The sequence below is a fragment of the Bacillus sp. LBG-1-113 genome (assembly GCF_020708615.1).
GTDB classification, from domain to species: domain Bacteria; phylum Bacillota; class Bacilli; order Bacillales; family Bacillaceae; genus Bacillus; species Bacillus mojavensis.
In genome coordinates this window covers 300,744-315,594 of sequence record NZ_JAJFDG010000003.1, presented here as the reverse complement: position 1 = coordinate 315,594, position 14,851 = coordinate 300,744, and the positions used below count along the sequence as shown (strand labels likewise).

15 protein-coding genes are annotated in these 14,851 nt (G+C 39.9%); 3 read left to right on the top strand and 12 right to left on the bottom strand.

The window, feature by feature from the left end:
- Positions 1–203: 203 nt before the first annotated feature.
- The gene (locus tag LJF29_RS11210; protein ID WP_229148552.1) at positions 204–971 is read left to right on the top strand and encodes a formate/nitrite transporter family protein; all 768 of its coding nucleotides are present in this window, start codon (positions 204–206) and stop codon (positions 969–971) included.
- Between the two features lie 38 nt (positions 972–1,009).
- Here LJF29_RS11210 and sacT read toward each other — a convergent pair whose 3' ends face one another.
- The gene (gene sacT / locus LJF29_RS11205) at positions 1,010–1,840 is read right to left on the bottom strand and encodes a sac operon transcriptional antiterminator SacT (RefSeq protein WP_229148551.1); all 831 of its coding nucleotides are present in this window, start codon (positions 1,838–1,840) and stop codon (positions 1,010–1,012) included.
- 41 nt (positions 1,841–1,881) lie between these two features.
- Positions 1,882–2,184 (bottom strand): hypothetical protein, encoded by a 303-nt coding sequence (locus LJF29_RS11200; RefSeq protein WP_010332348.1) that lies wholly within the window; start codon positions 2,182–2,184, stop codon positions 1,882–1,884.
- 529 nt (positions 2,185–2,713) lie between these two features.
- On the opposite strand from LJF29_RS11200, the gene vpr reads away from it, so the two are divergent.
- Positions 2,714–5,134, top strand: a complete 2,421-nt coding sequence (gene vpr, locus LJF29_RS11195; RefSeq protein WP_229148550.1) for a serine protease Vpr — start codon at positions 2,714–2,716, stop codon at positions 5,132–5,134.
- A gap of 57 nt (positions 5,135–5,191) precedes the next feature.
- Here vpr and LJF29_RS11190 read toward each other — a convergent pair whose 3' ends face one another.
- The 8 genes from LJF29_RS11190 to LJF29_RS11155 all read right to left on the bottom strand — a co-directional run bounded on the left by LJF29_RS11190 (position 5,192) and on the right by LJF29_RS11155 (position 13,318).
- Entirely contained in the window at positions 5,192–6,196 is a 1,005-nt protein-coding gene (locus LJF29_RS11190) for an LLM class flavin-dependent oxidoreductase (protein WP_229148549.1), read from the bottom strand.
- A 178-nt stretch (positions 6,197–6,374) separates the two neighbouring features.
- A complete protein-coding gene (nfsA, locus tag LJF29_RS11185; RefSeq protein ID WP_229148548.1) occupies positions 6,375–7,124 on the bottom strand; it encodes an oxygen-insensitive NADPH nitroreductase in 750 nt (249 codons plus the stop codon).
- Positions 7,125–7,216: 92 nt separating this feature from the next.
- Positions 7,217–7,876 (bottom strand): ABC transporter ATP-binding protein, encoded by a 660-nt coding sequence (locus LJF29_RS11180; protein WP_229148547.1) that lies wholly within the window; start codon positions 7,874–7,876, stop codon positions 7,217–7,219.
- Between the two features lie 5 nt (positions 7,877–7,881).
- Entirely contained in the window at positions 7,882–9,168 is a 1,287-nt protein-coding gene (locus tag LJF29_RS11175; protein ID WP_229148546.1) for an ABC transporter permease, read from the bottom strand.
- Positions 9,168–10,172: a hypothetical protein gene (locus LJF29_RS11170; RefSeq protein ID WP_229148545.1), complete on the bottom strand. Its 1,005-nt coding sequence runs from the start codon at positions 10,170–10,172 to the stop codon at positions 9,168–9,170. Before LJF29_RS11170 ends, LJF29_RS11175 begins: the two co-directional genes overlap by 1 nt.
- A gap of 72 nt (positions 10,173–10,244) precedes the next feature.
- Complete coding sequence (locus LJF29_RS11165; protein WP_229148544.1) at positions 10,245–10,571, bottom strand: hypothetical protein; 327 nt, start codon at positions 10,569–10,571, stop codon at positions 10,245–10,247.
- 205 nt (positions 10,572–10,776) lie between these two features.
- Entirely contained in the window at positions 10,777–11,961 is a 1,185-nt protein-coding gene (locus LJF29_RS11160) for an FtsW/RodA/SpoVE family cell cycle protein (RefSeq protein WP_095712739.1), read from the bottom strand.
- 211 nt (positions 11,962–12,172) lie between these two features.
- A complete protein-coding gene (locus LJF29_RS11155) occupies positions 12,173–13,318 on the bottom strand; it encodes a GNAT family N-acetyltransferase (RefSeq protein WP_095712738.1) in 1,146 nt (381 codons plus the stop codon).
- Between the two features lie 229 nt (positions 13,319–13,547).
- Between LJF29_RS11155 and ywcE the strand changes: the two genes are divergently transcribed.
- On the top strand, positions 13,548–13,814 hold the full coding sequence (gene ywcE, locus LJF29_RS11150; protein WP_081638379.1) for a spore morphogenesis/germination protein YwcE: 267 nt from the start codon (positions 13,548–13,550) through the stop codon (positions 13,812–13,814).
- A gap of 42 nt (positions 13,815–13,856) precedes the next feature.
- Here the strand turns inward: ywcE and qoxD are convergent, their stop codons facing one another.
- The gene (gene qoxD, locus LJF29_RS11145; RefSeq protein WP_024123290.1) at positions 13,857–14,231 is read right to left on the bottom strand and encodes a cytochrome aa3 quinol oxidase subunit IV; all 375 of its coding nucleotides are present in this window, start codon (positions 14,229–14,231) and stop codon (positions 13,857–13,859) included.
- A gap of 1 nt (position 14,232) precedes the next feature.
- Positions 14,233–14,847 (bottom strand): cytochrome aa3 quinol oxidase subunit III, encoded by a 615-nt coding sequence (qoxC, locus tag LJF29_RS11140; RefSeq protein ID WP_010332353.1) that lies wholly within the window; start codon positions 14,845–14,847, stop codon positions 14,233–14,235.
- Positions 14,848–14,851 lie beyond the last annotated feature (4 nt).

Here is a 14,851-nt window from a genome sequence, read left to right as displayed (position 1 = left end):
TGCCTGCTTTACCAGTCACAATCCCGCTTATTCAGATTGAGAATACGCTTTCATCATAAAACATGACAGCGTTTTCGTCAACTGTTTTTTAGTTAAAAAGTTTGATAGATCATGTAGACAAAAATTCGTAAAAATTATTTGTGAAATCATTCACAATATCATGCTATACTATGCTCATCTATCAAAGAAAGCAGGAAAAGACAATGGAAACGCAAGCATTGCAAAAGGTTGAACAGTATGCTTTAAGAAAACAAGACATATTCGTTTCAAGCAAAATCCGTTATTTGCTCAGATCCATTTTGGCCAGCATGTTTATCGGTTTTGGCATTACAGCCGCAAGCAAAACAGGCAGCTATTTCTCTATTGCCGACTCACCGTTTGCCTTTCCGGCTGCCGCTGTGACATTTGGAGCTGCTATTGTATTAATTGCCTACGGAGGCGGGGATTTATTCACCGGCAACACCTTTTATTTCACTTATACCGCACTCCGGAAAAGAATCCGCTGGCGCGATACCCTGTATCTGTGGGCTTTCAGCTATACCGGCAATTTGATCGGAGCCGTTTTATTTGCGATTCTTATCAGCGCAACCGGGCTTTTCGAGGGGGCATCCCATTCCTTTTTGATTCAATTGGCAGAGCATAAGATGGAGCCGCCGGCGTCAGAGCTCTTTTTCCGAGGAATGCTGTGCAATTGGCTTGTATGTCTCGCTTTTTTCATTCCGATGTCTCTCAAAGGAGAAGGAGCAAAGCTGTTTGCCATGATGCTTTTCGTTTTCTGCTTTTTTATTTCCGGTTTCGAACACAGCATTGCCAATATGTGCACATTTGCGATCTCACTTTTGATCGATCACCCTGATACAGTCACACTGGCGGGAGCAGCCAGAAACTTAATTCCTGTTACGCTAGGCAATCTGGCCGCAGGAATTGTGATGATGGGCTGGATGTATCACACGCTGAATGCCGATAAATAAAAAAACTTCCAGAGATCACTCCCTGCAAGTCAAAGCGGTTATTCCGAGAGATCTTGAAGACGCTGGACATGCAGCGTGATATAGCCGGCCTCGGACTCCGGCAAATGTAATTGATATTCATTTTTCAGAAACTCCGCCAGCTCCAGCGCACATTGATAGGCAAATGAATACTTTTTTTGGATGAAATAAAGCATCTCTTCGTCCATGACATGAAACGCTTCATTTGATTCCAACCGGCTGACCGCGTATCGCAAATGCGTGACAAGGCGTTGATAGGAAATGCTGTTCTCATCCACCTTTCGATTAAAATAGTTTTCTATTTTCTCTATCATTTCTTTTATCATCGTCGTATGCTTCAGCGCTGAATACATACTCTCCGCATCCATCTTTGCCGTATGGATGTGAAGGGCAATATAACCCGCTTCATCTTCAGGCAGAGACACGCCCAATGTCTCTTTTACATGACCGATCGCCCACAGGCCGATCTCGTATTCTTTTTTATAGAGCGCCTTTATCTCATGCAATAATTTATTTTGCACAAGCAGTCCATTTTGAATCCTTTCGATCGCAAAGGACAAATGGTCAGAAAGCGCGATATGAATATGGTCGCTCAGCGGCGCCGCGAGCTCCCCTTCCGCATAGCTGATGATATCCTCAGCTATATCAATATGCTCCTCCGGCAGCGTTTGCAGGATTTGTTTAAACTTTTCATTTTCGTCGTGCACGACAAATATCTTTTCTACATTATTCATAGGGATAAGATCATTTTTCTTTTTTTGAAAAGCGATTCCCGGTCCCATCACAATTTTTTCCTGATCATCCTCTTTAATTAAAGCCGCATTGTTGTTTAATACTTTATAGATTTTCAAGAGGCTCTCTCTCCCGCCAATTAGCTTTTATGACTGGGATTTTACCTCCTTTTGACTGCCATGTAAAGATGCGGGCCGGCCCTCTCCTGCTTTGGCGATTCCTTGAATGCTTGCAGACATCTTCTTTTATAGAGAGCGGCGGCTTTCGCTTTCTGTTTTTCTTCGTCATTCACAGCCATCCGCCATTCATAAAACGAAACCAGTCCTGCGGCTTGCACCGCCGCTTTTCTTTGATATGTACGCTGAGCCGAATAAATAGCGGCAGCCGCATGTTTTCGGTCCGGCGCCACCCAGTTCATCAAAAAGACCATCCACACCCGTAAAGATACAAGCAAACGTTTCATAGAAAAACATCCCTCCGCTTCTTTTTGGCAGGCAGCCTTTTTAGCAGCCCGTTTTTTCAGCCGCAGCTCACAGGAAAAGACGGCCGATTTCTTTTCTCGCAAACTAGCAGCTCTAGCAAAACTCATGACTCTATGATAGACCGTGGAAAGAGAATTCTTTGTCACAATATGAGTGAAAAAACCAACTAGTTTTTAGAAGTTTTGTTGAAAGCTGAAAGAAATGAAATGAAAATTGGAGAACCGTTTTAAAAAGTTTATACACAAGTTATCCCAAAGATAAGAACAACTTAATCACAAGAGATATCCACATGTCCACAAACTCTATCTATATTTTGTATAGGAACATATATTCCCAACTATATATATACACAGCTTTATTCACTTATACACAGGGTTCTGTGTATAACTCCTTCCTTATACACAACCAAAATCCAATAAATGGTCCAAATGACACAAGGATTTTTTTGAATTTTCAAGAAATATATACTAGATCTTCAACATTTTTTCTTAACTCAAAGGGGGAAACACATTGAAAAACGGGATTATTCGCTTTCTGCTTCTAGGTCTTGTTTTATTCTTTACGTTATCCACAGGCATGACAGGGGTACAGGCAGCACCGGTTTCTTCAAAAGGATCGGCAGACCTGGAAAAAGCCGAGGTATTCGGTGATATTGACATGACAACAAGCAAACAAACAACGGTGATTGTGGAATTAAAAGAAAAATCCTTGGCAGAGGCGAAGGAAGCGGGAGTAAACCAAACGAAAAGCAAGCTCAAAAACGCCCGCTCAAAAGCAAAAAACAAAGCTGTGAAAGCGGTGAAAAATGGAAAAGTAAAAAGGGAATATGAGCAGGTTTTCTCCGGATTTTCTATGAAGCTCCCAGCTAATGAAATTCCAAAACTCCTAGCAGTAGATGACGTTAAAGCTGTGTACCCGAACGTCACTTATAAAACAGACAATATAAAGGAGAAAGATGTCACCATCTCCGAGGACGCTGTATCTCCGCAAATGGATGACAGCGCGCCATATATCGGAGCAAACGACGCTTGGGATTTAGGCTACACAGGGAAAGGCGTCAAAGTCGCTGTTATTGATACAGGGGTTGAGTACAATCACCCTGATCTGAAAAAAAACTTCGGACAATATAAAGGATACGATTTTGTAGACAATGATTACGATCCGAAAGAAACACCAACGGGCGATCCGAGAGGCGAAGCCACTGACCACGGAACACACGTGGCCGGAACTGTCGCTGCGAACGGTACGATTAAAGGCGTAGCACCTGATGCAACACTTCTCGCTTACCGCGTTCTCGGACCGGGAGGAAGCGGCACAACAGAAAACGTCATTGCAGGCGTGGAACGTGCTGTACAGGACGGAGCAGATGTGATGAACCTGTCTCTCGGAAACTCATTAAACAACCCGGACTGGGCGACGAGCACAGCGCTTGATTGGGCCATGTCAGAGGGCGTTGTCGCTGTTACGTCAAACGGCAACAGCGGACCGAACGGCTGGACCGTCGGATCGCCTGGCACATCCAGAGAAGCGATTTCTGTCGGTGCAACGCAGCTTCCGCTCAATGAATACGCTGTCTCATTCGGCTCTTACTCTTCAGCAAAAGTCATGGGCTATGACAAAGAAGATGACGTTAAGAGGCTTCACAACAAAGAGGTTGAGCTTGTCGACGCTGGTCTCGGCGAAGAAAAGGATTTTGAAGGAAAAGATCTGAAAGGCAAAGTGGCACTCGTCAAACGAGGCAGCATTGCTTTTGTGGATAAAGCGGACAACGCCAAAAAAGCAGGCGCCATCGGCATGGTTGTGTATAACAATTTATCTGGGGAAATTGAAGCCAATGTGCCTGGCATGTCTGTGCCAACGATTAAGCTTTCATTAGAAGACGGTGAAAAGCTCATCAGCGCCATGAAAGCTGGCGAGACAAAAGCAACATTCAAGTTGACGGTCTCAAAAGCGCTCGGTGAACAGGTTGCCGATTTCTCATCCCGCGGCCCTGTGATGGATACGTGGATGATTAAGCCGGATATTTCCGCCCCAGGCGTCAATATTGTCAGCACCATTCCAACACATGATCCTGACAGTCCATATGGCTACGGGTCAAAACAAGGAACGAGCATGGCATCACCTCATATCGCCGGATCGGTTGCCGTCATCAAACAAGCTAAACCGAAATGGAGCGTAGAACAGATCAAAGCTGCCATCATGAATACCGCTGTCACATTAAAGGATGGCGACGGAGAAGTATATCCGCATAATGCCCAGGGCGCAGGCAGCGCAAGAATTATGAACGCGATCAAAGCCGACTCGTTCGTCTCACCGGGAAGCTACTCGTACGGCACATTTTTGAAGGAAAAAGGAAACGAAACGAAGAAAAAAACCTTTACAATTGAAAATCAATCTTCCATTAGGAAGTCATACACGCTGGAATACTCATTCAACGGAAGCGGTATTTCCACATCCGGCACAAGCCGTGTTGTGATTCCGGCTCATAAAACCGGAAAAGCCACTGCAACAGTAAAGGTCAATACTAAGAAAACAAAAGCAGGCACCTATGAAGGAACTGTCATCGTAAGAGAAGGCGGAAAAACCGTCGCTAAGGTACCTACATTGCTGATCGTTAAAGAGCCGGATTATCCGAGGGTAACGTCTGTATCAGTTAATGAGGGCTCTGAGCAAGGCACCTATGAAATTGAAACCTACCTTCCTGCGGGAGCGGAAGAGCTGGCATTCCTTGTCTATGACAGCAATCTTGATTTTGCAGGCCAAGCAGGTATTTATAAACATCAAGATAAAGGCTACCAGTACTTTGACTGGGACGGCACGATCAATGGGGGTACAACACTTCCAGCCGGTGAATATTATATGCTCGCCTATGCAGCCAACAAAGGAAAATCTAGTCAAGTTCTGACAGAAGAGCCTTTTACTGTTGAATAAAAAGCAGCCCTGCCGAGAAACATCGGCGGGGCTTTTTCAATACAGGCTTTAGCGGCTTCATGCCTCGGCAATCGCCTCCTGTAAAAGGCGATAAGAATGAAGTTTATCCTCAAATCGATTCGTAATGGTCACCGCCATGATTTCCTCTGTATCATAAGCCTTACTCAAGGACATCAGCTGTTCCTTGACCTGTTTTTTCGTACCGACAATCATTCGGTTTCTGTTATCAGCAATTCGTCTTTGTTCATAAGGAGAGTACGTATTGTTCCGGACAGCTTCATAATCAGGAACGCCTTCTAAAGGAATGCCCTGCTCCCCCGCCAAGAGAGTAAAATCAAGCACTGCCGCAAGCTGTTCCGCTTTCTCCTCTGTATCCGCACATAGAACAAAAACAGCAACTGCCGCACGAGGCGTTTCTCCTAACACAGTTGGCTTAAATCGTCTCTTATATTGTCTGACCGTATCCTCTCCGCCCTCGCCATTAATAAAGTGGGCAAACATATAGCCGGCACCCGATTCAGCGGCAAGCAAGGCACTTTCTCCGGATGAACCGAGCAGCCATACATCCGGCGCGCTGGATATATGAGGCGCAGCCGTCAGATTCGGAAAACGGTGTTTGTCATCCGCCAAATCATGCAAATACATCGTCAGTTCCTTGATTTGCTGCGGATACTGATCAGCATTGCGCTTTCCGCCGTCATTGAGCGCCCAAGATGCAATCGGCATTCCTCCCGGCGCTCTGCCTAGGCCGAGATCAATTCTTCCCGGAGTCAAACCTTCCAGCACACGAAAATTCTCCGCTACTTTATAGGGACTGTAGTGCGGCAGCATGACACCGCCTGACCCCACCCTGATCCGGTTCGTTTTCGCCGCAATATGGCTGATCAGCACCTCTGGACTGGACCCTGCCAGACGCTTTGAAAAGTGATGCTCTGAAACCCAAAATCTCTTATATCCAAGACCCTCAGCCGCCTGGGCAAGCTCAACGGTTTCCCGTAATGCCGTTTCTGCAGAGCTTCCCTCGGACACCGGAGATTGATCTAATATACTTAATGATAACATCCCTACCACCTCGTCCTCATCGTATCACTGATCCATTATTTTTTCTTCTAAGCCGCTCACACTGTTCATCAGTGTCTCCCGATCAATCGTCATTTATTTGTGTCAGCTTGTCTCTATTTGTCGGAATATGTTACACGTGAAACATAAAAACCTCTCCGCCAGCGGAGAGGTTTCACATTTAGTTCTTATTAAAGCCTTTTTCCTTCACATAGTCATTTAAGTACGTACGCGGTTTCTGCTTCATAAAGTTCAGAATTTGATCAGACCACGTTTCCACCCGCTGACCATTTGTTCTTTCTCTATAATAATCAGAAATGGTTTTGTCATATGCCCTCATATGTTTACGAAAATCCTCGTCATTCACGTTATAGGTATTTTCATGATATACAGCCTGCTTCGGCAATCTCGGTTTTTTGCCGGATGGGTTGGCAGGATGTCCTACAGCCAGACCAAAAAGCGGGAGTACATGGTCAGGCGTTTGCAGCACCTCTGTCACCTTGTCCAGTTCATTCCGAATGCCTCCAATATAACATATGCCAAGCCCCATTGATTCTGCGGCGATGCTCATATTTTGAGCCGCAAGCGCAGCATCAATTAAACTGACCATAAACATTTCCGTATTTTCCAGCAGCTCAGAGATATGTTCGCCTTTTTCTTCAGCCAGTTTTTGATGACGGTACAAGTCCGCGCAAAACACAAAAAAGTGACCGTTATGTTCAACATAAGGCTGATTCCCCGCAAGCACAGACAGCTCACGTTTTTTCTCCGGATCGGAAACACCGATAATCGAATAAGCCTGCACATAGCTGGACGTAGGCGCAGCCTGCGCACTTTTCACTAATGTATCAATTTCCTCAGCTGTCAAAAGCTGATCAGTAAATGATCGGATCGATCGATGGTTTAAAATGGTTTCAATTGTGTTGTTCATCACAAGAACCTCCTCTCTCATTATGATATCCCACTTACTTTCAAGGTAAAAGTAACTTGCTTCATCATTTTAATAGCACCCAAAATATACAATTACACCAACTGTCCATCTTTTAAAGTAATAATGCGACTGCATTTCTGTGCAACAGATTGATCATGAGTTACAATAATAAGTGTTCTGCCTTCTTTATTGATTGTTGAAAATATGTCTAATATTATACGCTCTGTCTCTTCGTCTAATGATCCCGTAGGTTCATCTGCTAATATCAGCGCTGGATCATTAATTAACGCTCTTGCGATTGCCACTCTTTGAGCTTGTCCACCTGATAATTCTTTCGGAAATTTATATAAATACTCATTGAGTTCTAACTTCTCTAATAAACGAAATACAGTTGTTTTAATCTCTTTTTTTGTTTTTTTAGAATAAACTAAGGGTAGAGCCACATTATCAAATACATTCTTTTCATCTATAAGAACATAGTTTTGCAATATAAAGCCTATATTATTTTTTCGAAACTTAGCAAGTTGTTTGTAGTTAAGGTTTGTAAGGTTAATCCCATGAAACCAAAGCTCTCCACCATCTACTTTTTCCAAACCAGCGATTATATGTAATATTGTAGACTTACCTGCACCGCTTCTACCCATTATTGCTACCATTTCCCCACTCTCAACTGTTAGATCAACCCCTTTTAAAATTTGTTTAGATTTATTCCCATCTGCATAGGATTTACTTAAGTTAATAAGATTAAGCAACAAAATCACTCTTTCCCTTTTAACAATTCGGATATATTAAGCTTTTTAAGTTTTAAGTATAAAGGAGTTAGACCTAACAATGAAATAATTAATCCTGTAAACACCATCATTAAGTAGTAATACCAAGGCATCAGACCTATGGTATTCATAAAGAGAAACACTACCAATAGACTAATGGATAATACAAAAAGAACCTCAAACAACATATATTTATATATTTTATTAGGTGTTGCACCTGAAATAAGATGAATAGAATATTTCCTCATATTAATATTCCACTTTATATTAAATGTTATTGCAATACTAATTATACAAAAAGTAAACACTAACACTAATAGTAACACAATAATATTCAAACTTTGATTCATCATTGAAGATACTAATTCTACACCCATTCCATTAGCACCTATTACTGTAAAATCACTGAAACCAGTTTTTTTTGAGATATGTTGTAATTCTTTTCTAATTTGCAGATTATCCTTATTTGATAAAATTTGTCCCCCAATGAGGTGCAAATAGTGCCGTTGTTGGAAAGTTAAATCTGAACTATTGTTTTTAGGCGATTTTCTTATTGTAAATTCAGGTAGAATTATGTAGCGATCTAAATAAAACTCTGTATCTTCCCTTGCAGGTATCATTGAATCATCCTTCAATATACCAATGATTTTTCCATCTAAGTCTTTGTCAATATAATCAAACTTAATAGTGTCCCCAACTTTATAAATATTTGAATATTGACCTCCTAATATTACTGGAATTTTTTTGTTTTCTTTATAAATATAGTCTTTCTCTTTAAAAAATGAACCTTCCTTCAACTTTAAATTAGTGAAAGAAAATATGTTTTCACTTAACTGAATTGATTTAACAAAATCATATTTTTCCTTACTAATATTTTTTTCGTATGGTTCTTCAGAATAACCATATTCATAGCCTTCCAAAAAAGTTTCATTTCCTTTAAAATTTTGTATGCCGATTGGTTGTAATGTTGTATTAAAATATTTGAACTTTTTATTCGAGTGCAGTTCATTATAGAATACTTTTATTTTTGATAATGAACTTGGATCTCTGAAAAATGCTTGTTCTTTTTCATCAACCAAAGTATCAGATAACTGATAAATGTTTTGACCATCAAATTGAGCATAAAAACTTTTACTCTTTGTATTAACATTTAAAAACTGAAGAAAAGTTATTGAAATTAATAAAAAGAATAAACTAGATAACAGTAAAATTAAAAGAGAAAATATTTTTTTCTTAAATATACTCTCTTTAAGTTCGATTAAAATTTGCTTCATTATCTCAACACCTTAATTTTCTTCATTCTTGAATATAAAATAAAACAAAATACAAAAAATATACAATTAATAATGATTAAGATAATATTAAGTAGCATAGTGAAAATAATATTTTCATAAAATTCGCTTTTAAAATAAATATATGTATAGAGATTAAAAATAAGACTACTTAGAATAACAGATAATAATGTTACACTGATATATTTTCTAAATAAGTTCATGTATACATATTTATTAGGAATACCTATCAAAAAACTTATAGCAATATTTATACTTTTTTTATATACCCAATATTGACATATAAATATATTCATCACTATAATCACTAACAATAATATAGAGATTAATATATAAGTTAGATGGTCTTGCTGTAAATAACGCCCAGTTCCTTTTTTTTCAGAATCAACAATTTTGATATCTAAATTTTTATTGCTTGCTGTAGAAAATAATTTATTTTCAGATTCTTTTTCTTCTAAAACAAAGGATACACTAGTGCTATTTACTTCATCTAAATTAAGATAAACGAAAGTATTTAACTTTGATTTGAACTTTGTTCCTATCCTTCCAATAACTTTATAACACTCGTCTTCAAATACATAGCACTCATCCCCATTATTAAGTTTCTTAACATCTACACCAATTCCAATAACCGCCTTCTTTTCATTTCTGAAAAAATCTGTATTTTGAAAGAACCTTCCCTGTATTATTGGGGGAGATTTAATTTTTCCAGATAAAATAACAGCTCTAACCCTATTATCCTCTGGATTTATATTTTCTTTGTATAGAATAAAGTCTTTTTTTGAGCTGTTATAAATATTTTGTAAAATATCTCTTGAAAGTCCCTTTATTATAAGGTGCTCACTTTCTTCGCTATAAAAATCATTTGATATTTTATCAATCAAGTTCTTTTTAAGTTGATAATTTTCATAAGAAAATGCAAACAGACAAATAACCGAAATAAAAAAAAACAAATAAATATTTTCAATGCTGATTTTGAATTTCAATTAACCGACTTCCCTTTTTCTCAATTAATAGAGTTAACAGCCAATATAAGAATTGGCTGTTAACTCTATTAATTAGCTTCCATAAAAAGTTTTACCTGTATGTCCATCAGCAGTTGCCCAAGGACTGGTCGCTTTGGTATGATCTTTTCCCCATTTTCTACCTGAGTCAGTGTCTACTCTTCCCCAAAAGCCCACTTCCTGAGCTCTAGTATAATGATATTTTCCCTTCCAGGTAGTTTCACCTATTGCTCTTTCATATAAGGTAGAACCTGTAGGTGATTTGTAATCAATTTTCCCAGTATGTTTGGCTTTAGCAGCATTTGCCTCATAATTAGAGGTTAAAATTAAACAAGGGATTAATAACAGACTCAATAAGGTTATTTTTGACTTTTTATTCATGATCTCACCTCCCTGCGACTATAATACCCTATTTTTCTCAATTGATCAATAATTGATCAATAATTAATCAAAAAAACAAAAAAATTCAATTTAAAAACTAATACTTAAGCACTGTGCCATAACTCTAGTATATAAATTAAAAAATCCATTTAGAGAGATTCTTATATTTCTCTAAATGGATTCAGAATTTTCTTAACAGATTTTTTTATGAATTAAACAAATAACTTCTGTATCTCGTCAGCTGAACACTCGCATTATACACAATACCGAAACCAATTAACGTGGCAAGCGTCGAGCTTCCCCCATAGCTGACAAACAGCAGCGGAATCCCGGTAACAGGCATAATACCGATATTCATCCCGATATTCTGGAATGTGTGGATAACAATTAATGAAGTGTATCCCACACAAAAGAAAGAAGCAAAACGGCTGTAAGGATGTATCTTATCAATGAGCACTACAAGTCTGTAGATTAAGAAAAAGAACATGATGACGACAATGGCACAGCCTAAAAATCCGAAGCTTTCACCTAAAATAGCAAAAATAAAGTCAGTCTGTCCCTCTGGTACATAAACCTTCAAATTATGAACACCATTTCCGATAATCCCGCCTGAGCCGATAGCCATGACGGCCTGATCAACCTGCCAGCCGCTATTTGCATCTTCCTGAGTTGTTCCATTTGAATCAGAAACCCAAGATGTAACCCTGTTAATTTGATACTCTTGAATCCCAACTGACTTAGCAACATCAGGAAAATTAATCATGACTAACAAGACAAGAGAAATAAGTAAGACACCTGCACCGCCAATAATCGCAATCAGCTTCCAGTTCACACCAGACATAAAGATCATTACAATCACAATAAACATACAAACCCCTGCTGTACCGGCATCCTGAAGAAGAATAAGCCCGATTGGTACTACAGAAACACCAGCTATCTTTAGTAACAAATAAACATCATCTCTAAGAGATCGCATTTTTTTAGGATTTGTCTTAGAAATTACCGAGGCCACCACCATCATGAGGCCAATCTTCATAAACTCTGAAGGCTGCAGGGTAACAGATCCAAATTTAAACCAACTTTTCGCACCATTTTTTTCAGGTGCAATCGACTCAGGACTTACTTTTAATATCAATAAGAGCAGAATTCCGAATAAAAATACATACAAACTAAGTTTTTCTAGCTGCTCAAGGTCGAAATAAAGCAAAGCAACTACTGCAATAGCACCTAATATATAATAGACAATTTGTTTCTTCCAAGCCCCGTCCCCATACTGCCCAAACTGCCCGGCAGCATAAATCGCCACAACACTTATAATAAAAAACACACCAAATATAAAAATCAAATCCCCCTGATAAAAGGGGCTTTGCTGTTTCTTATATCGACTCATTCTATCCCGCCTTACATTTTCATCGGAAAATCACTAATGTTTATTATACATGAACCACGTTCAAGATGACACGTGAAGCTCGTTTCCTTTTTTGTTTTTTGCGCACAGTTGCTGCGCTTTTTCAGCTACACGAAATATGACGTATCATAAACCGAAATGTTTCGATTGACACAAAACTTTTCAAATGAAAAAAACCCCACTATAAAAGGGGTTAAAAGAAATCCATCAGAAATGGAGGTTTTAATTGAAATTCGTCATCAAGCCGTTTGATTTCCGGTACCGGTCCTTTTATCATGCCTGTTTCAAAAAGGAAACGAGCACTCCTGGCACCTAGGAAGAAAGCGGTTAAAGAAGATATGCTGCATTCTATTAGATGGTCAGATGACTCTTCCGGAATGATCTGCACCTGCTGGGACTCGACACGGAAAGTCTGTTGATTCCACGGGGCCCATTGATCCGTTACCTTAAAGTCAAAGGGAGCTGTCAGCCGAGATTTTGGATATTCCCGTAAAAAACCTTCAACGTCAACGATGCGCGCCATACTATAAGGATATATCTCTTGTTTAACCCGGGGTTCGGCAGTTAAAAAATCAAGATCTTCCTTCATTTGTACAGTCAGTTCTACTTCATTTAGCATCGAATCATGCTGGCAAATAAAATTCCACAAGCCTCTCTGGGCCTCCCTGTTCAAATAAACAAATTCTTTAACTCGCATCGTTTTATTTTTAATGTCATACACAAGATATCCACAAGGCACTCCATCTTCAGAGATATACATAGCCTTCATACCATCGATCTTCTCTGTCCAGTGCCCCTTTGAACGTTTCATTAGCCCATTATGCTTCGTTCTATACTGATTATAAATGGCATTCACTGCATCTGTTTCATTCTCTTGAAGCCTCCTCATGTATCCAGAGGTATCACCTAGCTTTTGCAATTGTTCTTTAAGGTAAGTAAGACGTTTTTGATAGAAACAAAGTTCCCAGCCAAATTTGCGGTAAAAGGAGATTAGGAACGGATGCAAAAAGCTGATGGTTTGGTTTTCTTTCTTCATGACCGTGAGAGCGTTTCGAATAAGTTCCTTTACTGTTCCTTTTCTTCTGTATTCAGGCCAGGTTGCCACCCCAGCAATACCTCCCATCTTCATCTCCTGCTCCTCAAGCATGACAGAAAAGGGAATAATGTGAAGCTTAGAGAAGAGTTTCTCTTGTTCCTTCATTCCGATGATGTAATGGTTCTCTAAAGCTTTTACTTTCTCTTCTCGTTCCTCATCACTGAGTTCTTTCTGAAAAGCATATTCAGACATGCGGATCACTTCTCGCCAATCTTCTCTTTCAAGCTTTATTACCTGATACATCTGCATCCCCCTTCTTTTAAAAAGAAAGCTCCATACATTCTCCTAGCGGATAGGCGATAAAAAATAAGGCAATAGTGCCAGACCATTTCCACAATTACCTGTATCAATTTCTGGAAAACATGGTATAATAATTGTAACAAAACGTTCACAAAACAACCACAAAACAGACACAATTCATTTCCTCTACTTCATTTTTGTAAACGCTGTCACAAAATGAAAGGAGACGGGTATGATGGACATGTTTTTTGCTTATTTATTGGTTGCCAGCGCTACTCCCCTCTTTATATGGCTCGATAACAAAAAAGTCGCACTCTCTGCTATTCCGCCAATTATTTTAATGTGGGTATTCTTCTTCTTTTACGCAACAGAAAGCCTTTCTCCACTCGGACACACTCTCATGATTATCCTGTTTGCCGTCAACGTCATTGTCGCTCATATTGCGGCCTTTATCATTTATGGCCTTCCTTATCTTCGCAGAAAGCGAAGCAGCAGTTAAAACAGCAAAAAAACCCTCTTCTGGACGAAGAGGGTTTTTTGCTTATTCGTTGTGGCCTGAGTGCTCTGAGTGTTCAGCGCCTCCAGGAGGATTTCCATCCATGTGGTCACCGTGATGATAGTGAGCCGCGAAAATCCAGATGGATCCAAGCACGATAACGATCGCGCCGAAGAATCCGAACAGCGTGTTTCCAACTTGGATACCGCCGTTTTCGCTCTCTGTCATGTGCATGAACATGAGGAGCTGGAGCGCCGCCTGAATGAAGGCGAAGCCGAAAATGATCCAAAGTTTTGCTGATGGACTCAATTCAGTATACACTGCAACCCATAGAGCCAGCAGGGTCAAAACAATAGAAAGTGCAAAACCTACAATGTGCTTCCATGGAAAGTGACTGTGTTCAGCAGATTTGTTTGCCATTTTACAGACCCCCCAATCCCATGAGATAGACACCTGTAAAGATGAAAATCCATACAACATCTAAGAAGTGCCAGTACAAGCTTGAGATAAAGATTTTAGATGAAGTTTGCGGAGTTAAGCCGCGTTTCTTCAACTGAATCAGAATGCCTGCAATCCAGAAAATACCGATTGTTACGTGAGTTCCGTGAGTTCCAAGTAAAACAAAGAATCCAGACCAGAACGCACTTGTACCGAGAGATGCTCCTTCATGTACATAGTGAACAAACTCGTTGATCTCACAACCGACGAAGCCGGCGCCGAGAAGAAGAGTGATAATTGTCCAAATGACGACGCCTTTTAAACTTCCGCGGCGCATTTCATGAACAGCGATCCCGCAGGTAAAGCTGCTGATAAGCAGCAAGAACGTCATAATCATTACCAGATTCACTTCAAACAGTTCGTCCGGTAAGACACCTCCTGCTGTTCTGTTTTGAAGAACGAAGAAGGTTGCAAATAGTGTTGAGAACAACACAATTTCTGCCCCTAAAAAGATCCAAAACCCGAGAATATTAAGTCTGCCGGTTTCAGATTGATATTCCATAGGCGCGTTAGAATTGCCGTGTTCTGCATGTTCCATAACT